Here is a 25505-nt window from a genome sequence, read left to right as displayed (position 1 = left end):
CCGCGGCACCGACAGCGGGGTCGGGCACCCGCTACGGCCGCCGGAACGAGGCCAGGGTGCGGCGGGCGCGCGCCGACCAGGCCGCGGCCTGGGCCGGGACGACGGCGGCGAGCCGGCCGTCCAGTTCACGGACCGTCCGCGCGGCCCCGGCCTCGTCACCCCGGAAGACCTGCCAGGACGCCAGCGCCATATGCGCGTTGACCCACTGCTCCAGGTGGTTCCGCCGGCCCCGGTCCCGTACCAGGACGCGCCCGTGGTCGATCGCCAGCCGGAACCCGCGGTCGGCCGCGCCGCTGCGTCCGCAGCGCATCGCGGTGATGCCGGACAGCAGCCCCGTCGTCATGCCCGCCTCGTACACCGGGTCCCCGGGGTGCCTCTCCGCCAGCCAGAGCAGGCTGCCGCACAGGTCCTCCAGGGCCTGCGACACCTGGGCCGGCTCCATGAACGCCATCGAGTCCGACACCAGCCGGTCCCGCTCCCGGACGAGATCGGCGAGCAGCCGTTCCAGGTTCCGCGGCCTCACCGTCCGTACCTTCGCCAGGTCGGCGATCCGGTGGTCCAGGCCCTGGAGCAGCAGCGCGTTGGGATCGGCACCCAGGGAGGCCGCCGTGCTCACCGCGTGCGCCGGGAGCAGCCGCTGCCACGGGTACGTGGTCCGCTCGGCGAAGTGCCGGCGCATCGCCTCCAGCTCCCGGGCCGCGCCGTCGAGGTCGCCGGACCGCTGGAGTGCGACGGACAGGGCGCCGCGCAGCCGGGCCGCCTCGCTCACCAGGTCGCCACGCCCCGCGTCGATCAGAGTGCGGTAGTCCCGCAGCGCCCGGCGCGCCGGCTCCCGCGCCTCCTCCGCGCAGCCGAGCTGCAGCAGGGCGTTGGCCCGGCGCTGGCGGGCGTCCGCGACATCGCGCAGTGACGTCTCACCGCGCGCGAACAGCGACTCCACCGCCGCGGTGATGTCGTCGACGACCGCCAGCGCCTCCTCGTGCCGTCCCAGGTTGCCGAGCGAGGCGTTGAGGGTCTGCAGGCACTGCACCCGGACCTGCTCCTCCTGCGGGGTGCCGGGCGCGCCGAGCGCCTCCAGCGCCGCCCGGGCCTCGCGGCAGGCGGCCTCGGTCCGTCCGGACCTGCGGTGGAGCACCGCCCGCCCGTTGCGGATCAGCGTGGCGACCAGCCGGGCGCCCGAGGACGGCCCGGGAGCCGTCCCCAGCACCCGCTCGGCCTCGTCCAGCTCCCGTGCGGCGGCGTCCATGTCGCCGGCGTCGATGAGCGCGTCGCCGAGCTTGTGCCGGGCGTCGGCCCGTTCGACGGCCCAGGCGCTGCGGCCGTCCGTGACGCTGAGCCGGTCCCACACGTCGACGGCCCGCCGGGCGAGGGCCACGGCGGCGGCCGGGTCCTCCAGTTCCCGCACCAGGGTCGCCTCGTGGTCGTGGGCCTGTGCCAGGAACCGGGTGTACTCCAGCCGGCCGTCCCGCAGCACCGCGTCCTCCAGCACCGAGCGGGCCGACCGGTACGCGGCGAGCGCCTCCTGCGGATGTCCGGAACGCTCGTGCCCCAGGCCGGACAGCAGCAGGGCGTGGCCCAGGTCCCCGGCCACCTCGTGCCGGCCGCTCTCCCGCACCAGCGGCTCGTACAGCTCGATCGCCTCGCGGGCGTACCGGGCCGATTCCCGGGCGCCGTCCGCGGTGATCGCCCGGTTGAGGCGCAGCATGGCCCGTACGGCGTCCAGGTCCGTACGGCCCGGCGCGGCGGCGGCTTCGAACATCGCCTCGGCCCGCTCCCACACCGCGGCCGCCTCGTCCGGCCGTCCCGCCTCCTCCAGCGCCCCGGCCCGCCCGGCCAGTGCCACGGCCAGGGCCTCGTCGTCACCGGCGGCCGTCAGGGCCTCGACGGACCGGTCGATCAGCGCGATCCGCTCGTGCGGGTCGTCGACGGCGTTCGCCTTCGTGCCGAGCGCCATGCCGCGGACCCGGGCGGCCTCCACCGGATCCGGGAGCGCGGCGGACGCCTCGGTGACCCGGTCGCAGATCGCCCTCGACTCACCGGCCGCCCCCGACAGCCGCAGGACGATGGCGAGCGAGTGCAGCACCGAGAGCCGCAGGCTGAGGGCGTACTCCGCGTCCGGTCCCTCCAGGCCGACGAGGTCCTCCAGCGCCCGGGCGCTCGACCGGTACGCGTCGACGGCTCCGGGCAGGTCGCCGAGGCTGTGCCGTACCCGGCCCGACTCGGCGGTCGCCCGCGCCCGCAACAGCCGCACCGGTACATCGGGGTCGGGCAGGGTGTCGAGGACCCGTAGCGCCTCGGTGAGCGCGCGGAGGTCCTCCATGGCCTGCGAGGCGCGGCTGCCGTGCCCGCTCGGCCAGAACCGCACGGACTCCCCGGGGTCCAGGCCGGCGGCACCGTAGGCGGCACCGAGCAGTTCCCTCGGGTCCTGCCAGGCGGAGCCGCCGGGCATCCGGCGTTCGAAGCCGCCCTTCAGGGAGGGCCGGGGCAGGGCGGGCGGCGGGTCCCCGGGCAGTGGGATCCCGCACTCCCGCACGGCGGTCCGCACCAGGCTGTCCGCCGCGTCCCGCAGCGACTCCGGGCGCTCCCGCGGATCGTTGCGGAAGCAGGCCCGCAGCAGCGCGGCCACCCCGTCGGGCATGGCGACCGGTCCGGCCGCACCACCGGCCTGCGCCTGGAGGAACGCCTCCAGCGCGGGACCGGCGAGCGTTCCCGACGGCCAGGTGCGGCCGCCGGTGAACATCTCCAGCACGGTGACGGCCCAGCTCCACAGGTCGGCGGGCCGGCCCAGCGGACGTCCCTCGGCCTGTTCGGGAGAGGTGTAGCCGGGGGTGATGCCCTCGGCGACCGCGGTCGGCGGCGGCGCCTGCGCGGCACGTGCCTCCGCCAGCGTCTGCCGCAGCACGGTCCTGAGCACCTGGCTCGTCTCGGCGTCGATGCCGTCGCCCTCCCGGGTCAGCAGGTCCAGCACGAACTCCGTGCCGATGGCGTCCTTGACGTCCCGTTCGCCGCCCGTCGCCAGTCCGAAGTCGGTGATGCGCGCGCCGCCGTCCTCGGTGAGCAGCACGTTGCCGGGTTTGGTGTCGAGGTGCAGCAGGCCGTGGGCGTGCGCGGCGTCCAGTCCCCAGGCGGCCTCCACGGCGATGCGCAGCACGGTGCGCAGCACCTCGCGCGGGCCGCCCGCGTACAGGCGGCCGTCGGCGATCCAGTCCGCCAGGGACCCTCCGGCGACGAACTCGCTGAACACCGCCAGCTGGTCGCCCACGGTCCGGGTGAAGTGGCAGGGAGTGATGTGGGGGTGCGGCGGCAGGCCGATCCAGCGCTGCGCCTCGGTCAGGAACCGGCCCTGCTCCACCGGGTCGGCGCGGTGCACCCGTTTGACCGCGTACCGGTTCCCGGTGCGCCGGCTCACCGCCAGCACGACCGTGCCGAAACCGCCGCTGCCCAGGGCCCGTTCGACGACGAACTCGCCCAGCACCGTGGCTCCGGCGCGCCAGCCGCTGTCGCCACCCGCCGGGGTGTGCCGTCCGGACGACGGCCAGGAGCGTGAGCTGTCTGCCGGCATGAGACGGGTCCTTCCGCGAGAGGCAGGTGGGGGAGGCGGCCGGGTGGCGCCGCGGTGGCGGGACTGCCGTGGTGGGACTACAGCGCGGCCAGCGCCGACCGGAGGGCGGCGGCGGTGGCGAAGCGGATGTGCGGAGTGTCGGTCAGGGCGTCGTCGACGAGGCGGGCCAGCCGCGCGGGCGTGTCCGGCGCCCGCTCGGACAGCGGGACGGGCGCGCCGTGCCAGGCGGTGAGCCAGGGGTCGCGGCCCGGTGGGAAGTCCCGCGGGGTGCAGCCGCCGCTCAGGACGTAGTACAGGGACGCCGCGACCGCCCAGACGTCCACGTCGGGCCGCGCGTACTTGAAGTTGACGACCTGCTGCCGGGGCATGAAGGCCGGTGTCCCCGCCGACGCGCCGGTACGGGTCAGCCCGCTCGCCCCGGCCAGTTCGTACGACTTGGCCAGCCCGAAGTCGGCGATCTTCACGCGGGGCGCCGACGGGTCGCCCGTCAGCAGCAGGTTGTGCGGCTTGATGTCCCGGTGGACCACGCCGGTGACCGGGACCCGCCTGCCCTCGGCGTCGAGGGCCTCCAGGGGCGCGGTGTGCGCGTGGTGCAGACCGTCCAGCACGTCGAGGAACAGGGCGACGGCCGCGTCCGGGCCGAGCGGCCCGCCGCGCCGCACCCGCTCCTCCAGGCTGCCGCCCTCGCACAGCTCCATCACCAGGAAGTACCGCCCGTCCGCGTACCCGCAGGCATGGGTGCGCACCACATGGGGGTGGATGAGGGCTTCGGCCGTACGCAACTCCCGCAGCACGCGCGGATCCCCGCCCGCAGGGTGCGAGGAGGCGTCACCGCGCAGGACCTTCACGGCGCACCGTGCGCCGGTGGCCCGGTCGACGGCGCGGTAGACGGTGCCCGTCCCGCCCCGGCCCAGCCGCGGGCCGATCGCCCAGCGGTCCATGAGCAGCGTCCGGTTTCGGGTGTCCATCGGCGCTCTCCCCGTGTTCGCGCGGACCGGAACGGACCCTGTGATCCATGTCGCACTCGTATAGTAGGCGGACGCGCCCCAACCGGGACGGTCTGCGTGCAAAGCCGCCCAACAGGGTGATGTGGTGCGATGGTTGTGTCGCTTCAGGGAGGACCGGGATGTCCAGGGACCACTCCGTGGATCCGTTCAGTACGTTTCTCGACGCGACGAGCCGTCAGTTCCCGTCCGGCCGGGCACCGGCCGGGGACGCCCGCTCCACGGACGCGCTGCCGCCCCACGCGACGCGGGTGGTGCACGCCCTCGACGGCCGGTCGCGCACGGCGGTCGGCGAGCTGCGTGCCGAACTCGGGCTCACCACGCTGCAGATCGCCGAGGCGGTGGAGGTGCTCCGGCGCCTGGAACTGGTGGAGGTGATCCCGGCGGGCGCCGACGAGGCGCTGGAACTCACCGCCGCCGGACGGCGGTTCGTCGAGGGGGCGCGGTAGTCCGTACGACGGTGCAGGGACCGGTTCGGGCACGCGAGAAGGGCGGGAGGCCACCAGGTGCAGGGATTTGTCGCGGCGGGCGTACTGGGGGCGCTGGTGGGCACGGCGGAGCTGATGTCACGCTACCGCGACCGTCCCTCCGCCCTCCTCGGAGTCGCCAGCGCCTGGTTCTACGTCCTGCTCAACACGGCGGCGAGCGTCGGGGTCCTGTGGATCATCCGTGCCTTCGACTGGCGGTTCGGTTCGAACGCCCCGGACCAGACGGCGGCGCTCCAGGTGCTGGTCGCCGGACTGGCCGCGCTGGCCCTGTTCCGCAGCTCGCTGTTCAACGTCCGCATCGGGGACCAGGAGGTCGGCGTCGGCCCCAACCTCATCCTCGCGCTGCTGCTGGGCGTCGCCGACCGCGGTGTGGACCGGGTGCGTGCCAAGGACCGCTCCCAGCAGGTCACCCGGATCATGCGCGGGGTGCGGTTCGAGCGGGCCCGCGTCGCCCTCCCCGCCTTCTGCCTGGCCCTGCTGCAGAACCTGCCCGAGCAGGAGCAGCAGGACCTGGCGACGGCCGTGGAGTCGCTGGCCGCGAGCGAGATGACGGACACGCAGAAGTCGTACGCGCTCGGTCTGCTGCTGATCAACATCGTCGGCCCGGACGTCCTGGAGGGTGCGGTGACGGCGCTGGGGGAGGAGATCGGGGTACGGGTCTCGTCCCCCGGACGGCAGCAGGCACCGGGCCACCCCGACACGGATCCGCTCACCGCCTGACGGCGCCCGTCCAGCAGAACCCGTTGCCCGCTGTCGAACCCCCGTGAGATCATCACGGTTCGACGGTCCGTCTCCTTTCGTTCGCGTTGCGCGACGCGATGAAAGAGTGCGGGCCGTTTCCATGCCCGCAGGTGTGAGAGATCCGCGAGATCGTCGAATGACAGGTACCGCTTGATGTGCACGACAGACCCGGCAGAAGCCGTGATCGACGGTGCGGACAACATCCTGGTCGCGCCATCGGGGTTGCAGGACAACGACGCGATCAGGGACTTCTTCGGGTCCGTCGTCACACCGGAGGATCTGGCTTCCGGCTCGCCCGACCTCGCGCGGCGGACCGTCTACCTGTGTGGTGACGTGTCCGGGATCAACATCGGTCAACTGCGGGCGGCTGCCCGGGTGTTCGTCCTCCGTGAGCTGTCGCACGGTTACCACGAGGCCGTCGCCGGTGCCTGGACCCTCGTCGACCTCGGCCGGGTTCCGCTCCGTGTGCACGGCGTCGGCGTGTACTACCGCCGTTTTTTCGACCCCGGCGACGATCACTTCGGACGGATCCGTGCGGAGCACGCGTTCCAGTCCCTGACGGAGTCCACCAAGCCCGGAACGGCCCATCGCAGCGGCATCTATCTCACACCGGTCACACGGAACGGTGACGCACTGCATTTCCGCCTGCTCCGGTGCTCCACGAATCTCTCGGGGCCGACCGAGGGATTCGGTCCGACCGACACGCGCATCGTCGAGGCGCTGAACCGTGAGGCCGCCACCGTCTTCCGGAACCAGGCACCGCTGAACCACGTGCTCGCGCAGATCTACCACAACACCCGTGCCACGGCCGAGCGCAAGCAGACCAAGGCCAGAATCTCGGCCCATGCCGACAAGACCAAGGACATGCCCGTCAACGGCATCATGGCCTTCTGCACCTTCTATGACCGGCTCGACGGGCTGCAGCCCCTGGCCGACGACGCCTTCGACCGCGGTGTGAAGGGCGTCAGCGGGCTGACCCGGCTCCACTTCCGCCTCAAGGAGCCGACCCGGGAACGCGGCACGGTCGCGCTCCCGCCGCAGTTCACGCTGACTCTCCACGCCGGTTCCGTGTTCTTCGTGCCGCTGTCCACCAACCGCCTGTACACGCACGAGATCCGGCCCTCGACGTTGGACGCCGAGCTGCTCCCGACCCGCCTGGGATACGTGGTGCGCTGTTCGAGCACCGAAGCCGTGCACAAGGACGGCCACACGTTCCTCGCACGGGCCGACGGCCTGGTGAAGCTGGAACCACCCACACCGGACGGCTTGGACGAGCTGCGCAGGCTGTACGCCGAGGAGAACAGGTCCTCGCGCTTCATCGATTACGGCGACGGATTTCGCTTCAGCATGAACAAGGGAGACTACGGTGCCCCCCGAGTCCACGATCGCGGATGAGATCCTCTCGTGCGCCGTGCCGGCCGACGGGAATCTCTTCGCGGAACTGTCCGCGTCGGTTCGCTGGGAGGACGTGGGAAAGGGACGGCGAGGGGCCGTGCTCACCAGGACCGACGAAGCGGGTGGTGTGCCCCTGGTCCGCACCACCACTCGATACGGCAGCCCGGCGCAGCGTTTCCGGGCGGTGCACGAACGGCTGGCGCGACGGATCCAGGAGCGTACGGCGCTCTCGGCCGGCTTCAACAACGCCCTCATCGAGAGCTACACGAACGCGTACACGACCATGGGCGGCCATTCCGACCAGGCCCTCGATCTGGCCGACGAGTCGTTCATCGCCGTCTTCTCCTGCTACCGCGATCCCGAAGCGGGCCCGTCCAGGAAGCTGATCTTCGAATCGAAGGGGTCCGATGGTGGTGAGAAGTTCGAGATTCCTCTCACCCACCACGGTGTCGTCGTGTTCTCCGTCGACACGAATCGGCGGCTCAGGCACAAGATCGTGTTGGACGCGTCCGCCCGGGCGGTGGACAACCCATGGCTGGGTGTCACGTTCCGAACGTCGAAGACCGTCGTCCGGTTCCGCGACGGAGACGCATGGCTCCCGCAGGGGGAGCGCCTGACCTTGGCGGACGACGAGCAGAGCCGCGAGTTCTACCAGCTGCGGCGCCGTGAGAACCGTGAAACGGACTTCACCTACCCCCCGCTGACGTACACCGTCAGCGAGAGCGATCTGATGCCGCCCGTCTGACCCGCCCGCCCCGGCGACGGTTTCCGGGTCTATTGCCGGTAGCCGCTCAGGAAGCGTCCGATCCGGCCGATCGCCGCCTCCAGGTCCTCCGCGTGCGGCAGGGTGAGGATGCGGAAGTGGTCGGGGGACGGCCAGTTGAAGCCGGTGCCCTGCACCACTTGGATCTTCTCCCGCAGGAGCAGGTCCAGGACGAACTTCTCGTCGTCGTGGATCCTGTGCACGGCCGGATCGATGCGCGGGAACGCGTACAGCGCGCCCTTCGGCTTCACGCAGCTCACGCCGGGGATCTCGTTCAGCTTCTCCCAGGCGATGTCCCGCTGTTCGCGCAGCCGCCCGCCCGGCGCGGTCAGCTCGCGGATGGACTGCCGGCCGCCGAGCGCCGCCTGGATGGCGTACTGGGCGGGCGCGTTGGCGCACAGCCGCATGGAGGCCAGCATGGTCAGGCCCTCGAGGTAGTCCTTCGCGTGCTGCTTCGGACCGGTGACCACCAGCCAGCCGGAGCGGAACCCGGCCACGCGGTAGGTCTTGGACAGGCCGCAGAAGGTCAGCACCACCAGGTCGGGGGCGAGCGCGGCGGCCGAGTGGTGCACGGCGTCGTCGTAGAGGATCTGGTCGTAGATCTCGTCGGCGAGGACCATCAGGCCGTGCCGGCGGGCGAGATCGAGGATGCCCTCGACGATCTCCTTCGGGTACACCGCGCCGGTCGGGTTGTTGGGGTTGATGACGACCACGGCCTTGGTGCGGTCCGTGATCTTCGACGCCATGTCGTCCAGGTCCGGGTACCAGTCGGCCTGTTCGTCGCACAGGTAGTGGACCGCCTTGCCGCCGGCGAGGGTGGTCACCGCCGTCCACAGGGGGAAGTCGGGCGCCGGGATCAGGATTTCGTCGCCGTCCTCCAGCAGCGCCTGTACGGCCATCGACACCAGCTCGGAGACGCCGTTGCCGAGGAAGACGTCGTCCACGTCCACCTCCAGGCCCAGGGTCTGGTAGCGCTGGGCCACCGCGCGGCGGGCGGAGAGGATCCCCCGCGAATCGGTGTAGCCGTGCGCCTGCGGCAGCATCCGGATCATGTCCTGGAGGATCTCTTCCGGCGCCTCGAAACCGAACAGGGCCGGGTTGCCGGTGTTGAGGCGCAGCACGCTGTGGCCCGCCTCCTCCAGCGCGTTGGCGTGCTCGATGACCGGACCGCGGATCTCGTAACAGACCTCGCTGAGCTTGCTCGACTGCCGGAACTCCATGCGCCCCTCCGGTTTCTGGTGTTGCTTGGTTTTACCAAGTAGGAGCTTGGAAAGTCCAACAACATGTCTAGACTGCGTCGCATGTCACCTCGCCGAAGCTACGACCAGTACTGTTCCGCCGCGCGTGCGCTCGACGCCGTCGGCGACCGCTGGACCCTGCTGATCGTCCGCGAACTGCTGGCCGGCCCGCGCCGCTACACCGACCTGCACGCGGACCTGCCCGGCGTCAGCACGGACGTACTGGCCTCCCGGCTGAAGGACATGGAACGCGACGGCCTCGCCACCCGGCGCCGGCTGCCCCCGCCCGGAGCGGCGTACGTGTACGAACTCACCGCCCGCGGACGGGCGTTGCTGCCCGTGCTCCAGGCCCTCGGCGCCTGGGGCGAGGCGGAACTCGGGGAGCGGGGGCCCACGGACGCGGTACGGGCGCACTGGTTCGCGCTGCCCCTGCTGCGGGCCCTGGACGGGGAGACGGGCCTCGTCGAAGTCCGCCTGGAGGAGGGCAGGTTCCATCTGCACGCCGGTGCCGGGGACGGGCCGGTGTACGGCGACGGCCCCGCCCCAGGGGAGCCCGACGCCCTGCTGTCCCTGGACACCGCGACCTGTACGGCGATCAGCCGCGGCGAGCTGACCCTGGCCGACGCCGTGCGCGCCGGCCTCGTACGGGTGGCCGGCGACGGCACGCTCGCCAAGACCCTGCGCGAACCGTGAGACGACGGAAGGCCCGCACGGGGCGGGCCTTCCGGTGGGACGTCACGCGTTCGGCGGCACCCCGGGCGGACGCCCGGACCCCCGGGTCAGCCGGTACCCGGCGACCCCCGCCAGCGCGGCCAGCGCGCCGCCCGCCGCCGTCCATATCCAGCGGTCGGACCACCAGCCGGAGGCCCAGCCGTCCTCGGGCTCCAGACCCGCCAGCACGGCCGAGGGCGAGTCGTCGTCCTCCGCGCCGTCCGTCCCGGCGCGGGCCGCGATGCCCGGCACCAGCGGCTGCGACAGCGCGCCGTCCACCGCGGCCGCGCCGCCCATGTCCTTGGACTCGACCCGCAGTTCGGCGTCCACCGCCTGGCCCAGGTCGGCCGTGGGCACCCGCAGCGCCGTGAGCCGGACGTAGTACGTCCCCGGCAGCGGGTCGTCGGACCACGGCTCTGCCCAGCCGCGCACCGTGCGCAGCACGCACGCCAGTTCCACGGAGGCCGCGTCCGGCCCGGCGGTGCGGGTCTGGGCGCCGTACTGGCAGGCCTGACGGCGGCGCAGACCGTCGTACACGTCGATCTGCCAGGTCTGCGCCGCGTGGCTCTCCGGCAGCTTCACCGACGCCCGGACGGTGGGGCGCTGCCCGGCGTCCGCCGGGAACGACCAGTACAGGTAGTCGCCGGTGGAGGCGCGCGCCGTGGCCGTCCGCCCCTGCGCGACCTCCGCCGCGGTGCGGAACGAGGTGCCCGCGCGCGTGGGAGCCCCGCCGTCCTCGGACGCGCTCGGGGAGGGGGAGGAGTCGGCCGCGGCGGGAGCGGCGGCCGACCCGAGCAGCAGCAGGGCGGCGCTCACAAGACGTACCAGGCGCATCAGTTGGTCCTCCAGACGGCGACCCGCCAGCGTGACAGCCAGCCCCACACGAGACCGGCGAGGAAGCCGGTGACGACCAGCGCGCCCAGCAGCCACCAGCCCCGGCCCAGCCCGAACGACGCCACGTCACTCGCGCCGTCCGGCCCCTCCACCACGTCGACGGTCAGCTCCAGCGGCAGACCGGGCGTGGTCTTCACTCCGGTGTCCGCCGAGAACGAGTTGGTCACCACCAGGCACACGGTCTCGGCGGCCGGCTTGTCGCCGTCGCCGTCCGCGTCGTCCCGCTCGGGCTCGGGATGGCGCAGACCGGTGGACAGCACGTCCGTACGGCCGTTGCCGGTCGCCTCGCCGCGCACGGTCTCACGGCCGTGCACCGTGACGGCCCGCAGCAGCACGCCGTGGTCCGGGCGCACGGCCCGGTCCGCGGCCACGCTCACCGAGGCGCGCAACTCCTGCCCCGGCAGCACCTCCACCCGGTACCAGCGCTGCTGCCCGAACTCCTCCCGGTCGGTGTAGAGACCGGACGTCAGCACCGGCGCCCGGTCGCAGGAGTCCGCGCCCTGCGTGGCCACCGGCGTCACCACCGGATCGGCCGCCCGGTCCACCAACTCGTTGACCCGGTCGGTGAGTTCGTCCTGGTGCTCGACCGAGGTGTAGGTGCCGCCGGTCGCCTCCGCGATACAGCTGAGTTGCCGGCTCATCTTGACGTTCGGCACCAGGCCCAGGGTGTCGATGGTGAGGCCGATGCCCTTGGCCGCGATCTCCCGGGCCACCTCGCACGGGTCGAGCGGGGCGCAGGTGTCCTCGCCGTCGCTGATCAGCACGATCCGCTTGGAGCCGTCGCCGCCGTCGAGGTCGTCGGCCGCCTCCAGCAGGGCGGGGCCGATCGGCGTCCAGCCCGTCGGGACGAGCGTGGCCACCGCCGTCTTGGCCTCCGTGCGGTCCAGCGGGCCGACCGGGTAGAGCTGCGCGGTGTCCTTGCAGCCCTCCTTGCGGTCGTCGCCCGCGTAGTCCGCGCCCAGGGTCCGGATGCCCAGCTCCACCTCCTCGGGCGTCGCGTCCAGCACCTCGTTGAACGCCTGCTTCGCCGCCGCCATCCGGGACCGGCCGTCGATGTCCCGGGCCCGCATCGAGCCGCTGACGTCGAGGACGAGGTTCACCTTGGGCGCGTCCTGGCTCGTGGGTTCACCGGCGGCCGCCCCGGCCGGGAAGGCGATCCCGGCCGTCAGGGCGGCGAGCAGGGCACAGGCGCCTGCCACCGGCCGTTTTCTTCTGATCATCGGCGGATCCTATTGATCAGACGTGTCGGGCTCCAAAACGGTCCGTCACATGGCCGGCAACCGCAACGGATTGGGCAGTTCCGCCCACTGGTCGCCGGCCGTCCGCGGCGACAGCCGCATCAGCGTCAGCGCCTTCGCGGGCAGCGGCCCGTCGACGAGCGCCGCCCGGTCCGGGGTGCGCGGCAGGTCCCGTACGGCGCTCTCCAGGGCCGCCCGCAGCACCGGCCCGGACCCCGCCGTCCCGGCCAGCGCACCCGCGACCAGCGAACCGAACAGCTTGCGCCGCAGGACGCGTTCGTCGTCCGTGACCATGCGCGCCGGCAGCTCCGGCAGGGCCAGGCCGTGCCGGGCCAGCCGGGCCGGACCGACCCGCAGGTCCGCCAGGTCGCGGTAGACCAGCCGTACCGGCTCACCGGCCGGCGACAGCACCACCAGCAGGTTCTGCCCGTGCGCTTCCAGCGCCACCCCCAGCTCCAGCAGCCGCAGCCCGACCGTCAGCGCGAGCCGGGCGAACCGGGCCGACCAGTCGGGAGAACGCGGCAGCCCGGTCGTGGCCAGCGCCGCCACCGGCACCACCCGCTCCCCGTCCGCCGCGTACACCTCCGGCGACTCGCGCAGCACCGCCGCCAGATCCGGCGAACCGGCCGCGACCGCGCCCAGCGTGCGGGTGATGTGCAGCAGCCCGTCGGTCCGTGCCGCGACCGCCGCACCGAAGTCCGACAGCACCGCCGACGCGGCCACCGAGCCGATCGAGATGTCCCGCACCGACGACGTCAGCCGGGTGCTCAGCGCCGTCTTCACGTGCGGCCCGCCCGGCAGCGCCAGAGTGCGCAGCGCCATCAACGGATGTGCGGCGAGCCGCTGTTCACCCGCCCGCCCGCCCCGCCGCTCCAGCACGTGCGCCGCCTGCCAGGGATGCACCGGCACCACCACCCGCCCCGCCTCCCGCAGCCACCCCGGCCACACCCCCGTCACCAGGCACTGCGCGGCCGGCACCGGCACCAGTTGCAGCTCCACCACCGGCCGGTGCTCGGGCCCGTAGGCCAGTTGCTCGGCCACCGAGAAGCCCGGTCGGGAGCGGCAGCCGGGATGGAACGGATGCCCGTCGACCACCCGCTGCTCCCACTCCCAGTCCCGCGCCGGCCACGCGCCCGGGCCGCCCTCCGAGCCCGCCCGGGACAACGCCAACGACGCGACACCGCCCGCGAGTTCCGCCGCGAACGCGTCCGCGTGCGGCACGCCGAGATCCGCCATCAGCCGGGCCGGATCGTCGTGCACCACCCCGTCCAGCCGCACGGCGGTGACGTACGCGTCCGTCGCATACGGATCCGCCCGCGGGCCGTGCAGCCGCCGCCCGTCCGCCAGGCACAGGGTCAGTTCGTCACGGCCGTGCTCGCGGCGGGCGATCCACGGCAGCGGCTCGTGCGCCAGGCCGCGCCACAGCCGGGTCAGCACGGCCGCCCGGGCGCCGGGCAGCGCGCCCGTGTACCCGGGCACGAGGCCGGGCCGTACGGCGCTCAGCTCGTCGGCGATCTCGGCCTCGACGGTGGAGGGACGGTGCACGGGACGACTCCTCGGGTACGCACGGAGTGGGACGTGGGGGCGGACGACGAGCGACATACTGATCGTCTCCGCCCGGACAGACCGTAGGGAACCAGAACGCGTGACCCTCATCCCCCCGCCCGCAGACGACGCGGCGCGCCGCGCAGACCTCGCCGGGCGTGCCGACGCGTACGCGGCCGTGCCGCTGCTCAACTGCCTGCTGCGCGAGGTCGCCCGGCCCCTGCCCGCTCCGGACCGAGGCCCGCACCGCACCTACCTCCTCGCGGGTGTGGACCGGCTGCTGCGGGTGCGCGGCACCCGGCGCCCCACCGCGCCCGAGGTGTACACGGCCGGTGCCTGGCGCCGCGTCGGCCACACCGAACTGGTGAAACTCGTCGCCGAGGAACTGCGCCGGCACACCGGCCTGTCCAACCACGAACTGCCCGCCGAGATGCTCGACAGCCGGGATGCGGTGGCCGCGCTGCTCGCCGCCCGCGACCGCGCCACCCCGCCCGACGACCCCTACCTGCGCTCCGAGCAGTCCCTGCTCACCGGCCACACCCACCATCCGGCCCCCAAGGCACGCGGCGGCGGCCCGGCGGCCGGCTGGCTGCCGTACGCGCCCGAGGCGTACGCCCGTTTCCCGCTCGCGCTGCTCGGCGTGCGGACGGACACGGCCGTCGACGAGGGCGACACCGGCGCCCTGGACCGGCTGGGCACCGCACCGCCCGGCTACCGCCTGCTGCCCGCCCACCCCTGGCAGCTGGACCTCGCCGCCCGCGACCTCGCGCCCGCCTTCGCCGACGGGCGCCTGATCCGGCTGGGCACCACCGACTTCGAGGCGTGGCCCACGGCGGCGATCCGCACCGTGTACGCGCCCGGCCCCGACCTGTTCCTGAAGTTCAGCCTGGACGTGCGCATCACCAACGACATCCGCCGCCTGTGGCGCCACGACCTGCGAAGACTGCGCGCGACCGACACGGCCGCACGCGACGCCTTCGCCGGGCTCGACGCGGCCTGGCTGAGCGACCGGGGCCACCGCACCGCGGACTTCGCCCACGAGCAGCTGGCCGTGGTCGTACGCGACGGCCTGCGCGGACACCTGGCGCCCGGTGCGACGCCCTTCCTGGCCGCGGCGCTGGCGGAGGGCTTCGACGGCAACCCGCTCGCCGGCACCACGTGTCCGGCGGACTGGTGGCGGGCGTACCTGGCGCGGGTGGTGCCACCGGCCCTGACGGCGTTCGCCGGACACGGCGTCGTCCTGGAGGCCCACCTGCAGAACACGCTGATCGCCGTCGACGCCGACGGAATGCCCGTACAGGCGCTGTTCCGGGACGCGGAGGGCGTGAAGCTCCTCGCGGACGCGACGCGCGGGACGGCGCTGCCCGCGGTGTCCCGGGAGGCCGGCTGGGAACGGCTGGTGTACTGCCTCGTCGTCAACCACCTCACCGAGATCGCCGCCGCCCTGGCCGAGCACCACCCGGGCCTCGACCCGTGGCCCGCGCTCCGCCGCGAACTCGCCCGCCACGACCTCCCGGAGAGCACCGCGCTGCTCACCGCGCCGACCCTCCCCGCCAAGACCAACCTCCTGCTGCGCTGGACCGGCGCGGACGGCGCCGACGCCCGCTACCTGCTGCTGCCCAATCCGCTGGCCGGCGACTGACCGCGTACGGCGCCCGGCGTCCGGACCGGCAGCCCGGGTGAAGCGCGGCGGCGGCCCGGCGCGCCGCCGGGCATGCCCGCGGCGGGGACGGGTACGACCCCACCCGTACGGGCGTCGCGGAAGCGGCCGAAGCGTGAGGGGTGTCGCAAGTGATTCGAAAGCTGCAGGCGGTCGCGCTGGACTGCGACGATCCGGTACGGCTCGCGCAGTTCTACGCGGAGCTGCTCGGCGGCCGGGTGGTCGAGAACCCGGAGGAGCCCGACTGGGTCGAGGTGCACGGGTTCGAGGGAGTCCCGCTGGCCTGTCAGCGGGCGGAGGGCTACCGGCCGCCCGAATGGCCCGGCCAGGAGCGCCCGCAGCAACTCCACCTGGACTTCGACGTGGACGACCTCGACGCGGAGGAGGAGCGGGCGCTCGCCCTCGGCGCGACCGTGCTGGAGCGGACGGACCAGATCCGCCCGGGCACCAACTGGCGGGTCTACGCGGACCCGGCCGGCCACCCGTTCTGCCTCTGCGAGCACTGAGCCCTCGGCCCCACCGTCCGCCCGGTCCGGCCCACTAATCGTTTGCCGGGGGCCGGACCGGTCGGATAGGAAGCCCGCATGCTGAAGGGCGACACGGTCGGGCTGCGGGCCCGGCACGAGGACGACATCCCGGTCCTGCGGGCCGAGCTCTACAACGACGTGGTCAACGCCTCCCGGGCGGAAAGCGGCCCGTGGCGGCCGATCTCCCCCGACGCGAAGGACCCGCGGCTCGTCGTGGACGACAAGGAGCAGGCGAGTGTCCCCTTCTCCGTGGTGGAACTGGCGGGCGGCACGCTGGTCGGCACCGCCACACTGTGGGGCATCGACAACCACAACCGGTCCGCGCACATCGGCCTCGGCCTGCTGCCGGCCTCGCGCGGCAAGGGCTACGGCACCGACGTCGTCGCGGTCCTGTGCCACTACGGATTCGTCGTGCGCGGCCTGCAGCGGCTGCAGATCGAGACACTGGCCGACAACGCCGCCATGCTGCGCGCCGCCGAGCGCAACGGCTTCGTCCGCGAGGGCGTCCTGCGCTCCTCGGCCTGGGTGATGGGCGAGTTCCTGGACGAGGTGCTGCTCGGCCTCCTGGCCCGGGACCACAAGGCCGCCGCGGAGGGACGGCCGGACCGACCCGTACCCGTACCGCCCGGGCAGACCGAGGCGTCTGGCAGCATGGGCCCGTGAACGGTGCGAACGACCCGGACGACCCGCTCCGGCTGCTGAGGGGCTCGGAGGTCAGCGCCGTGTCCTTCGTGCGCGACCACGTCGAGCTGCACTTCGACGGACCGGTGCTGCGGTCCCTGAGCGACCCGGTGGGGGTGTACGGGGGCCGCGCGTGGCGCTTTCCCGCACCCGGGTCGCCGGACCTCATGCGCAGCTACATCGGCGAGACCGTCGACGGCTGTGAACTGGATCCGGAACGGATGCTCGCCCTGCACTTCGGGGAGCACCGCTTCGTCATCCCGCTGGACGACGAGACGAGCGGCGGACCCGAGTCGGCCCACCTGATCGGCGTCGACGACCACGGCCGGACCTCCGTCCTCGGCGGGATGTGGATCTGGTAGCAACCGCGGCACCGGTCCCCGGGCCCCGGTGCCGGGAAAAACCGGGACCGCGCCCGGGCCTGTGCCGATATCCTCGCGGGGTATCCGGTCACGAGCACCGTTTCCGTTTCACGAACCGACGACCGGCCGCAGCGTGACGACGTTCGCAATGCGGAGCGCCGGTGAATACGCGACAGGACCTTCGAATATGTTGAGAGAGGTCACCGCGACCCGCTACCTCGAGCCCCTGCGTACCGGCGGCTCCGTCCCCGGTGTCTTCGAGGCGGACGACCTCGGCACCTACGTCGTGAAGTTCACCGGGTCCGCGCAGGGGCGCAAGGCGCTGGTCGCCGAGGTGATCGTGGGGGAGCTGGCGCGGGCCCTGGGACTGCGGTTCCCCGAGCTGGTGCTGGCGCACTTCGACCCGGCGATCGCCGCCGACGAGCCCCACCAGGAGGTGCGGGAGCTGCACACCTCCAGCGCAGGGGTCAATCTCGGCATGGACTACCTGCCGGGCGCCCGGGACTTCACGCCGGAGGTCGCCGGGGTGTTCCCGGTCGACCCGCTGGAGGCCGGCCGGATCGTCTGGCTCGACGCGCTGACGGTGAACGTGGACCGCACCGTCCACAGCTCCAACCTGGTGGTCTGGCCGACGCTCGGGGTCGCACCGCCGCGGCTGTGGCTCATCGACCACGGCGCCGCGCTCGTCTTCCACCACCGCTGGGACGGCTCCGACCCGGCCAAGGCCTACGACTTCCGCCACCACGCGCTCGGCCACTACGGCCCCGACGTGCGGGCGGCGGACGCCGAACTGGCGCCGAAGGTGACCGAGGAACTCCTGCGGGAGATCACCGCCGAGGTGCCCGACGACTGGCTGGCCGGCGAACCGGGGTTCGCCACACCCGCGGAGACCCGGGCGGCGTACGTGCGGTACCTGCACGCGCGGGCGCGGGCGTCCGCGGCCTGGCTGCCGACCGACTTCCCGAGCGCCCAGGAGCTGGCCGAGGAGAACGCCCGGCGCGCGGAGCGGACCCAGCGGGGCCGCCCGGACTGGCTCAAGCGCGTCCCCGACCTGCACGGCAAGCCCGCGGCCGCCCAGGACTGGTCGGTCCACCTCGGATGACGGACGCACGGACGGCCCCGGGCGGCGGCGCGCCACCCGGGCCGTCCGACCGGGTTCAGCCCTTGAGCTGCTCGTACGCCGGCAGGGTCAGGAAGTCGGCGTAGTCCTCGTCCAGGGAGACCTTCAGCAGCAGGTCGTGGGCCTGCTGCCAGTTGCCCGCCGCGAACGCCTCCTCGCCGATCTCCGCGCGGACGTTCGCCAGCTCCTCGGCGGCCACCTTGCGGGCCAGCTCGGCGGTGACCCGCTCGCCGTTGTCGAGGACGACACCGGCGTTGATCCACTGCCAGATCTGGGAGCGGGAGATCTCCGCGGTCGCCGCGTCCTCCATCAGGTTGAAGATGGCGACGGCGCCGAGCCCGCGCAGCCAGGCCTCGATGTAGCGGATGCCGACCTGCACGGCGTTGACCAGGCCCGCGTACGTCGGCTTGGCGTCGAGCGAGTCGATCGCGATGAGGTCGGCGGCCTCGACGCGGACGTCCTCGCGCAGCCGGTCCTTCTGGTTCGGCCTGTCGCCGAGCACCCGGTCGAAGGACTCCATGGCGATCGGGACGAGGTCGGGGTGGGCGACCCAGGAGCCGTCGAAGCCGTCGTTCGCCTCGCGGTCCTTGTCGGCGCGGACCTTCTCGAAGGCCACCTTGTTGACCTCGGCGTCCCGGCGGGACGGGATGAACGCCGCCATGCCGCCGATCGCGTGCGCGCCGCGCTTGTGGCAGGTACGCACGAGGAGTTCGGTGTACGCGCGCATGAACGGGGCCGTCATGGTGACCGCGTTGCGGTCCGGCAGGACGAACTTCGCGCCGCCGTCACGGAAGTTCTTGACGATGGAGAACAGGTAGTCCCAGCGGCCGGCGTTCAACCCGGAAGCGTGGTCGCGCAGTTCGTAGAGGATCTCCTCCATCTCGTACGCGGCCGTGATCGTCTCGATGAGGACGGTGGCGCGCACCGTGCCCTGCGGGACGCCCAGGTACTCCTGCGCGAAGACGAACACCTCGTTCCACAGCCGGGCCTCGAGGTGGGACTCCGTCTTGGGCAGGTAGAAGTACGGGCCCTTGCCGAGGTCGATCAGCCGCTTGGCGTTGTGGAAGAAGTACAGGCCGAAGTCGACGAGCGCGCCGGGCACCGGTGTGCCGTCGGCGTCGGTGAGGTGACGCTCGTCCAGGTGCCAGCCGCGCGGCCGCATGACGACCGTCGCCAGCTCCTCGTTCGGGCGCAGGGCGTAGGACTTGCCGGTCCGCTCGTCCGTGAAGTCGATGTTCCTGGTGTAGGCGTCGATCAGGTTGAGCTGGCCGAGGACCACGTTCTGCCAGGTGGGCGCCGAGGCGTCCTCGAAGTCCGCGAGCCAGACCTTCGCGCCCGAGTTGAGGGCGTTGATGGTCATCTTGCGGTCGGTGGGGCCGGTGATCTCGACGCGGCGGTCCTCCAGCGCGGGCGGCGCCGGGGCCACCCGCCAGGAGTCGTCCGCGCGGATCGCGGCCGTCTCCGGGAGGAAGTCGAGGGTGGAGGTGCGGGCGATCTCGGCGCGGCGCTCCGCGCGGCGGGCGAGGAGTTCGTCACGCCGGGGCGTGAACCGCCGGTGCAGTTCGGCCACGAAGGCGAGGGCCGCCTCGGTGAGGACCTCCTCCTGCCGGGGCAGGGGCTCGGCGTCGACGATGGCCAGCGGGGACGGCGCTGGTGCGGACATGAGCTGTCACTTCCTTCGGCGTGCATGGCACCGGGTGCCAGTCGACCCGGGTACGGCGACGGACGCCCGTGCGGAGGTCGGGCGCTTCTGAACAGTGGATAGTAGTTTCCTCATGGTGGAAGTTCAATGTTTTGTTGACGTCGAGATTCTCCGGGTCGAGGGAACGTGGCGCTCGGTGCCACCCCGCTCACGCACTGCCACACCCGGACTCACTCCAGGTGCGCCAGATCCGCCTCCGTGTCGATGTCGTACGCCTCGGCCACGTCACCGCACTCGACGAGGGTGAGCCGGTCGGCGTGCTCCTTCAGATAGGCGCGTGCCCCTCGGTCGCCGGTCGCGGTCGCCGCGATGCCCGGCCAGTGCGCCGCCCCGAACAGCACCGGATGGCCGCGCACGCCGTCGTAGGCCGCGGAGACCAGCGACCCGGGCGAGGTGCCGGCGGCGAGCACCCGGGCGATCGCCTCCGGGCCGATGCCGGGCTGGTCGACCAGCGAGACCAGCGCCGCCCGCGCGCCCGTGCCGGCCAGCGAGTCGAGGCCGGCCCGCAGCGAGGTGCCCATGCCCTGCTCCCAGTCGGGATTGTCGACCAGGACGCAGTCCGGCAGCAGCGCGCGGGCGCGCACCTCGTCCGCCCGCGCCCCGAGCACGATGTGCACGCGGGCGCAGCCGCCCGCGCGCAGTGTCGCCACCGCGTGCTCCACCAGTGGCCGCCCGCAGTGGGTGAGCAGGGCCTTGGGCCGGCCGCCGAGCCGCCGCCCGCCGCCCGCGGCGAGCAGCAGTCCCGTGACGGCCGCGGTGTCCCGGCCGGTGTCGGATGTCGTCATACGTCCTGCATACCGCACCCGTCGCCCGCTGACGGGGTGCCGCGGGACGCGGAAGCCGGGGCAGGGGCGTCACGCTCCGGAACAAGTCGATGACGCAGCGGACTGGCGCAAAGGCCCCGGGGTGGCGTTTACTGGCGCGCACCGGTCGGCGGGGCGCTGGACCGGATGGGGAGGCGCACAACGGCGCGTCTGGGGGAGGACTGTGTTGCGGAGCGTGGAACAGAGGCGTGTGCCCGGCAGTCAGTCGGACCCGCGGGTGGGGGAGCTGTCCTCCGCCGTGGCCCGGTTACGCCGCCAACTCGCCGCACATCCCGGTGAGTTCCGGGACCGGAGCATCGCGGAGGAGGAACTGGCCGCGCTGGCCGCGCTGGCCGCGACAGGCAGCCCGGACGTCGGGAGGCTGCGCCGCTCGCTGCTGCTGATCGCCGGTGCGATCGGCTCGGTGAGCGCACTGGGCCAGGGCGTGCGCGAACTGCGCGAGGCCGTCGACCTGTTCGGCCGGCCCTCGCACAACTGACCGGACCCGCGCCCGCACGCCCGCGTCCACGGGCCGTGCGGGCGCGCGGGAGTGTCCCGGCGGCGGTCCCGGCGGCGCGGTCAGCCGGCCGGGGTGGTGCCCGGCGTGGTGAGCGCCTCGGAGAGTTCAGCGGCGACCTGCTGGAGCACCGGCACGATCCGCTCCGTCGCCGACTCGGTGACCCGGCCGGCCGGGCCGGAGATCGAGATGGCCGCGGCGGTGGGGGAGTCGGGCACGGGCACCGCGAGGCAGCGGACGCCGATCTCCTGCTCGTTGTCGTCGATCGCGTAGCCCAGGCGGCGCACCTCCTCCAGGGCCGCGAGGAAGCCGTCCGGCGTGGTGATGGTCTTGTCCGTCGCGGCGGGCATGCCGGTGCGGCCGAGCAGGGCCCGTACCTCCTGCGGCGGGAAGCCGGCCAGCAGGGCCTTGCCGACGCCCGTGGAGTGCGGCAGGACGCGCCGCCCGACCTCGGTGAACATGCGCATGGAGTGCTTGGACGGCACCTGCGCCACGTAGACGATCTCGTCGCCGTCGAGCAGCGCCATGTTGGCCGTCTCGCCGGTCTCCTCCACCAGGCGGGCCAGATAGGGCCGCGCCCAGGTGCCCAGCAGCCGGGAGGCGGACTCGCCGAGCCGGATCAGCCGGGGGCCGAGCGCGTACCGGCGGTTGGGCTGCTGGCGCACGTAGCCGCACGCCACGAGCGTGCGCATCAGGCGGTGGATGGTCGGCAGGGGCAGTCCGCTGCTCGCGGACAGCTCGCTCAGCCCGACCTCGCCGCCCGCGTCCGCCATCCGTTCGAGCAGGTCGAAGGCGCGCTCGAGGGACTGCACGCCACCATTGGCGGGAGACCGGGCGGAGTCGGAGGTGCTGGCGCTGGACGTCGGCACGGCGCGTTCCTTTCGGGGCTGGCGGGAAGGGCAGAAGCCTACCCGGCGGCCGGTTGACTGCCCGCTTGTGCATAGCTATGTTCTGCGTACCGAAACTGTAATTCCGCGTTGTGGAATCGTCCAGTGGGTGCCCCGTTGTGGGCCGCCCGGAGGCCGCACCCTTGACGGAGTGGGGCCCGCGATGAAGACTCCTTCAACAGAACGTTGAATTTCGCTGGTGGAAGCCGAGGAGGATCCGGTTGTCCGACGTCGAACTGGTGCTGCGCTCGACGCGCGTCATCACCCCCGAGGGCACGCGCCCCGCTTCCGTCGCGGTCGCCGACGGCACGATCACCGCCGTGCTGCCGTACGACGCGTCCGTCCCCGGCGGTGCGCGGCTGGAGGACCTGGGCGACGACGTCCTGCTGCCCGGCCTGGTCGACACCCACGTGCACGTCAACGACCCCGGCCGCACCGAGTGGGAGGGCTTCTGGACGGCCACGCGGGCCGCCGCGGCCGGCGGCATCACCACGCTGGTCGACATGCCGCTCAACTCCGTCCCGCCCACCACCACCGTCGACCACCTGCGCACCAAGCAGCAGGTCGCCGCCGACAAGGCCCACGTCGACGTCGGCTTCTGGGGCGGCGCGCTGCCGGACAACGTCAAGGACCTGCGCCCGCTGCACGAGGCCGGCGTCTTCGGTTTCAAGGCCTTCCTGTCGCCCTCCGGCGTGGACGAGTTCCCGCACCTCGACCAGGAGCAACTGGCCCGCTCCCTCGCGGAGATCGCGGCGTTCGACGGACTGCTGATCGTGCACGCCGAGGACCCGCACCACCTCGACGCCGCCCCGCAGCAGGGCGGCCCGAAGTACGCCGACTTCCTCGCCTCCCGCCCGCGCCACGCCGAGGACAGCGCCATCGCGCACCTCGTCGACCAGGCCCGGCGGCTGGACGCGCGGGTGCACGTGCTGCACCTGTCCTCCAGCGACGCGCTGCCGCTGCTCGCCGCCGCCAGGGCGGACGGGGTGCGCGTCACCGCCGAGACCTGCCCCCACTACCTCACCCTCACCGCGGAGGAAGTCCCGGACGGCGCGAGCGAGTTCAAGTGCTGTCCGCCCATCCGCGAGGCCGCCAACCAGGACCTGCTCTGGCAGGCCCTGGCGGACGGCACCATCGACTGCGTCGTCACCGACCACTCCCCGTCCACCGCCGACCTGAAGACGGACGACTTCGCGACCGCCTGGGGCGGCATCTCCGGCCTCCAGCTGAGCCTGCCGGCCGTGTGGACCGAGGCCCGCAGGCGCGGCCACGGCCTGGAGGACGTGGTGCGCTGGATGTCGACGCGCACGGCCGCGCTCGTCGGACTCGACGGGCGCAAGGGCGCCATCGCGCCCGGACACGACGCCGACTTCGCCGTCCTCGCCCCCGACGAGACGTTCACCGTCGACCCGGCGGCCCTCCAGCACCGCAACCGCGTCACGGCGTACGCGGGCAGGACCCTGTACGGCGTCGTCCGATCCACCTGGCTGCGCGGCCGGCGCATCGTCGCCGACGGCGCGTTCACCGAACCGAAGGGCCGACTCCTCACCCGCTCCCACTGACACCGACACCCGAAAGGCAGGAACAGATCACCGTGACGGCGATCGAGAGCTTCACCGGCGACGCGCACCCCTACAGCGGCGGTGACCCGTACGCGGACTACCGCACCGCCGACTTCCCCTTCACCCACCTCGCCGACCTCGCCGACCGCCGACTCGGCGCCGGTGTCATCGCCGCCAACGACGAGTTCTTCGCCGAGCGGGAGAACCTGCTGCTGCCGGAGCGCGCCGAGTTCGACCCGGAGCACTTCGGGCACAAGGGCAAGGTCATGGACGGCTGGGAGACCCGGCGCCGGCGCGGCACCTCCGCCGAGCACCCCTGGCCGACGGACGAGGACCACGACTGGGCGCTGATCCGCCTCGGCGCGCCCGGAGTCGTCCGCGGCATCGTCGTGGACACCGCGCACTTCCGCGGCAACTACCCGCAGGCCGTGTCGGTCGAGGGCACCGCGGTTGAGGGCTCCCCGTCGCCGGAGGAACTCCTCTCGGACGACGTGAAGTGGACGACGCTGGTGCCGCGCACCCCGGTGGGCGGCCACGCCGCCAACGGCTTCGCCGTCGCCTCCGAGCAGCGCTTCACCCACCTGCGCCTCAAGCAGCACCCCGACGGCGGCATCGCCCGGCTGCGCGTGTACGGCGAGGTCGTCCCGGACCCGGTGTGGCTGACGGCGCTCGGCACCTTCGACCTCGTCGCCCTGGAGAACGGCGGTCAGGTCGAGGACGCCTCGAACCTCTTCTACTCGCCGGCCACCAACACCATCCAGCCGGGCCGCTCCCGCAAGATGGACGACGGCTGGGAGACCCGGCGCCGCCGTGACCGGGGCCACGACTGGATCCGCTACCGGCTGGCCGCCCAGGCGCAGATCCGCGCCCTGGAGATCGACACGGCCTACCTGAAGGGCAACAGCGCCGGCTGGGCCTCGGTGTCCGTGCGCGACGGCGAGGAAGGCGACTGGCGCGAGATCCTCCCGCGCACCCGCCTCCAGCCCGACACCGACCACCGCTTCGTCCTGCCGGAACCGGGCGTCGCCACCCACGTGCGCGTGGACATCTTCCCCGACGGCGGCATCTCCCGGCTGCGCCTGTTCGGCTCGCTCACCGACCGGGGCGCGACCGACCTGGCGACCCGTCACCGGGAACTGGGCGCCTGACCTTGCGGGAGCCGACGGCGGACGGCGGCCTCGCGCCGCCGCCCCTGTCCGCCCCCGCCCCCACGATCCACTCCGCCGCGCGGCGGGCAGGCGACGCGGCCCCGCCCGCCGCGCGGCCGGTGTGTCACGCCGAGTGGCCGCCGTCGACGGTGAACTCCGCGCCGGTGACGTAGGCGGCCCCGGCCAGGTGGGTGATCGTGGCGGCCACCTCCTCGGCCGTGCCGAAGCGGCCCAGCGCCGTCATCGCCGCCTGGCCGGGCCCGTACGGGCCGTCCGCCGGGTTCATGTCGGTGTCGATCGGCCCCGGGTGGACGATGTTCGCCGTGATCCCGCGCTCGCCCAGCTCCCGTGCCAGGGCCTTCGTCAGCCCGACCAGCGCCGACTTGCTCATCGCGTACAGCGTCCCGCCGGGGCCGGGCACGCGCTGGGTCATGCAGGTGCCGACGGTGATGATCCGGCCCCCGCGCGGCAGATGGGCGACGGCGGCGCGGGAGGTCAGGAAGACCCCGCGCACGTTCACCGCGAGCACCCGGTCGACATCGGCGGGCGACAGCGTCTCGACGGGGCCGAGCAGGCCCACGCCCGCGTTGTTCACCAGGATGTCGAGCCGGCCCAGCGCCCGCACGGCCTCCGTCACCGCACCGGCCGCCTCCTGCGCGTCGGCGGCGTCCGCGCGCAGGGCCACCGCCCGGCGGCCCAGCGCCTCGACGGCCCGTACGACCTCCTCGGCCGCCTCCTTGCCGTTCACATAGGTCACGGCCACGTCCGCGCCCTCCCGCGCGAGCCGCAGCGCCGTCGCCGCTCCGATGCCGCGGCTGCCGCCCGTCACCAGGGCCGCCCGGCCGAGCAGGTTCTTCTCCGTCGTGTGTGTCGTCATGCGTCCATCCCAGCGCCCCCGCTCCCGCGGCGCTGGCGGCCGACGGACGTCGACCTCGCGCACGACCGATGAGTTGCGGG

General features: G+C 73.3%; 23 protein-coding genes. 13 read left to right on the top strand and 10 right to left on the bottom strand.

The annotated features are described in order from the left end of the window. Positions 1-31 precede the first annotated feature (31 nt). Both FGW31_RS05620 and FGW31_RS05615 read right to left on the bottom strand, forming a co-directional pair. Positions 32-3562, bottom strand: a complete 3531-nt coding sequence (locus FGW31_RS05620; RefSeq protein WP_142192215.1) for a serine/threonine-protein kinase — start codon at positions 3560-3562, stop codon at positions 32-34. A 77-nt stretch (positions 3563-3639) separates the two neighbouring features. Further along, the gene (locus FGW31_RS05615; RefSeq protein WP_142192214.1) at positions 3640-4530 is read right to left on the bottom strand and encodes a serine/threonine-protein kinase; all 891 of its coding nucleotides are present in this window, start codon (positions 4528-4530) and stop codon (positions 3640-3642) included. A gap of 158 nt (positions 4531-4688) precedes the next feature. Here FGW31_RS05615 and FGW31_RS05610 point away from each other — a divergent pair, with 158 nt between their 5' ends. The 4 genes from FGW31_RS05610 to FGW31_RS05595 all read left to right on the top strand — a co-directional run bounded on the left by FGW31_RS05610 (position 4689) and on the right by FGW31_RS05595 (position 7935). After that, on the top strand, positions 4689-5015 hold the full coding sequence (locus FGW31_RS05610) for a hypothetical protein (RefSeq protein ID WP_142192213.1): 327 nt from the start codon (positions 4689-4691) through the stop codon (positions 5013-5015). Between the two features lie 57 nt (positions 5016-5072). Further along, positions 5073-5774, top strand: coding sequence for a hypothetical protein (locus FGW31_RS05605; protein WP_142192212.1), 702 nt, complete (start codon positions 5073-5075; stop codon positions 5772-5774). Between the two features lie 174 nt (positions 5775-5948). Beyond that, entirely contained in the window at positions 5949-7190 is a 1242-nt protein-coding gene (locus tag FGW31_RS05600) for a hypothetical protein (RefSeq protein WP_142192211.1), read from the top strand. After that, the gene (locus FGW31_RS05595; protein ID WP_142192210.1) at positions 7162-7935 is read left to right on the top strand and encodes a hypothetical protein; all 774 of its coding nucleotides are present in this window, start codon (positions 7162-7164) and stop codon (positions 7933-7935) included. Before FGW31_RS05600 ends, FGW31_RS05595 begins: the two co-directional genes overlap by 29 nt. Before the next feature lie 29 nt (positions 7936-7964). On the opposite strand, the gene FGW31_RS05590 is transcribed toward FGW31_RS05595, so the two are convergent. Further along, positions 7965-9173, bottom strand: coding sequence for a pyridoxal phosphate-dependent aminotransferase (locus FGW31_RS05590; RefSeq protein WP_142192209.1), 1209 nt, complete (start codon positions 9171-9173; stop codon positions 7965-7967). Between the two features lie 81 nt (positions 9174-9254). Between FGW31_RS05590 and FGW31_RS05585 the strand changes: the two genes are divergently transcribed. Beyond that, entirely contained in the window at positions 9255-9884 is a 630-nt protein-coding gene (locus FGW31_RS05585; RefSeq protein WP_142192208.1) for a winged helix-turn-helix transcriptional regulator, read from the top strand. A 42-nt stretch (positions 9885-9926) separates the two neighbouring features. Here FGW31_RS05585 and FGW31_RS05580 read toward each other — a convergent pair whose 3' ends face one another. Genes FGW31_RS05580 through FGW31_RS05570 form a run of 3 tightly spaced genes read right to left on the bottom strand, consistent with a single transcriptional unit; the run spans position 9927 to position 13579 of the window. Then, positions 9927-10736 carry a hypothetical protein gene (locus FGW31_RS05580; RefSeq protein ID WP_142192207.1) on the bottom strand — a complete coding sequence of 270 codons (810 nt, stop codon included), beginning with the start codon at positions 10734-10736 and terminating at the stop codon, positions 9927-9929. Beyond that, positions 10736-12016, bottom strand: coding sequence for a VWA domain-containing protein (locus FGW31_RS05575; RefSeq protein ID WP_142192206.1), 1281 nt, complete (start codon positions 12014-12016; stop codon positions 10736-10738). Before FGW31_RS05575 ends, FGW31_RS05580 begins: the two co-directional genes overlap by 1 nt. A 45-nt stretch (positions 12017-12061) precedes the next feature. Then, positions 12062-13579 (bottom strand): IucA/IucC family protein, encoded by a 1518-nt coding sequence (locus FGW31_RS05570; protein WP_142192205.1) that lies wholly within the window; start codon positions 13577-13579, stop codon positions 12062-12064. Positions 13580-13679: 100 nt separating this feature from the next. Here FGW31_RS05570 and FGW31_RS05565 point away from each other — a divergent pair, with 100 nt between their 5' ends. From FGW31_RS05565 to FGW31_RS05545, 5 genes are all read left to right on the top strand, one after another. Then, positions 13680-15221 carry an IucA/IucC family protein gene (locus FGW31_RS05565; protein ID WP_142192204.1) on the top strand — a complete coding sequence of 514 codons (1542 nt, stop codon included), beginning with the start codon at positions 13680-13682 and terminating at the stop codon, positions 15219-15221. 149 nt (positions 15222-15370) lie between these two features. After that, on the top strand, positions 15371-15745 hold the full coding sequence (locus FGW31_RS05560) for a VOC family protein (RefSeq protein ID WP_142192203.1): 375 nt from the start codon (positions 15371-15373) through the stop codon (positions 15743-15745). A 78-nt stretch (positions 15746-15823) separates the two neighbouring features. Continuing rightward, a complete protein-coding gene (locus FGW31_RS05555; protein ID WP_233288524.1) occupies positions 15824-16429 on the top strand; it encodes a GNAT family N-acetyltransferase in 606 nt (201 codons plus the stop codon). After that, positions 16426-16809 carry a hypothetical protein gene (locus FGW31_RS05550; protein ID WP_142192202.1) on the top strand — a complete coding sequence of 128 codons (384 nt, stop codon included), beginning with the start codon at positions 16426-16428 and terminating at the stop codon, positions 16807-16809. The genes FGW31_RS05555 and FGW31_RS05550 overlap by 4 nt, the downstream gene beginning before the upstream one ends. A 187-nt stretch (positions 16810-16996) precedes the next feature. After that, positions 16997-17911: a HipA family kinase gene (locus FGW31_RS05545; protein WP_142192201.1), complete on the top strand. Its 915-nt coding sequence runs from the start codon at positions 16997-16999 to the stop codon at positions 17909-17911. A gap of 55 nt (positions 17912-17966) precedes the next feature. On the opposite strand, the gene aceB is transcribed toward FGW31_RS05545, so the two are convergent. Beyond that, positions 17967-19592 (bottom strand): malate synthase A, encoded by a 1626-nt coding sequence (gene aceB / locus FGW31_RS05540; RefSeq protein ID WP_142192200.1) that lies wholly within the window; start codon positions 19590-19592, stop codon positions 17967-17969. 209 nt (positions 19593-19801) lie between these two features. After that, entirely contained in the window at positions 19802-20416 is a 615-nt protein-coding gene (locus FGW31_RS05530) for a nucleotidyltransferase family protein (protein WP_142192198.1), read from the bottom strand. 202 nt (positions 20417-20618) lie between these two features. On the opposite strand from FGW31_RS05530, the gene FGW31_RS05525 reads away from it, so the two are divergent. Next, entirely contained in the window at positions 20619-20933 is a 315-nt protein-coding gene (locus FGW31_RS05525; protein WP_142192197.1) for a DUF5955 family protein, read from the top strand. Between the two features lie 80 nt (positions 20934-21013). On the opposite strand, the gene allR is transcribed toward FGW31_RS05525, so the two are convergent. Then, positions 21014-21820, bottom strand: coding sequence for an allantoin degradation transcriptional regulator AllR (gene allR / locus FGW31_RS05520; protein WP_142192196.1), 807 nt, complete (start codon positions 21818-21820; stop codon positions 21014-21016). Between the two features lie 239 nt (positions 21821-22059). On the opposite strand from allR, the gene allB reads away from it, so the two are divergent. Both allB and alc read left to right on the top strand, forming a co-directional pair. After that, on the top strand, positions 22060-23400 hold the full coding sequence (allB, locus tag FGW31_RS05515) for an allantoinase AllB (RefSeq protein ID WP_142192195.1): 1341 nt from the start codon (positions 22060-22062) through the stop codon (positions 23398-23400). 32 nt (positions 23401-23432) lie between these two features. Further along, positions 23433-24548, top strand: coding sequence for an allantoicase (gene alc / locus FGW31_RS05510; RefSeq protein WP_142192194.1), 1116 nt, complete (start codon positions 23433-23435; stop codon positions 24546-24548). Between the two features lie 124 nt (positions 24549-24672). On the opposite strand, the gene FGW31_RS05505 is transcribed toward alc, so the two are convergent. Further along, a complete protein-coding gene (locus FGW31_RS05505) occupies positions 24673-25425 on the bottom strand; it encodes an SDR family NAD(P)-dependent oxidoreductase (RefSeq protein WP_142192193.1) in 753 nt (250 codons plus the stop codon). Positions 25426-25505 lie beyond the last annotated feature (80 nt).

The organism is Streptomyces calvus, from assembly GCF_006782915.1.
Classification (GTDB): Bacteria; Actinomycetota; Actinomycetes; order Streptomycetales; family Streptomycetaceae; genus Streptomyces; species Streptomyces calvus.
The sequence above is the reverse complement of the archived record's forward strand: the minus strand, read 5'-3'. Positions and strand labels throughout refer to the sequence as shown.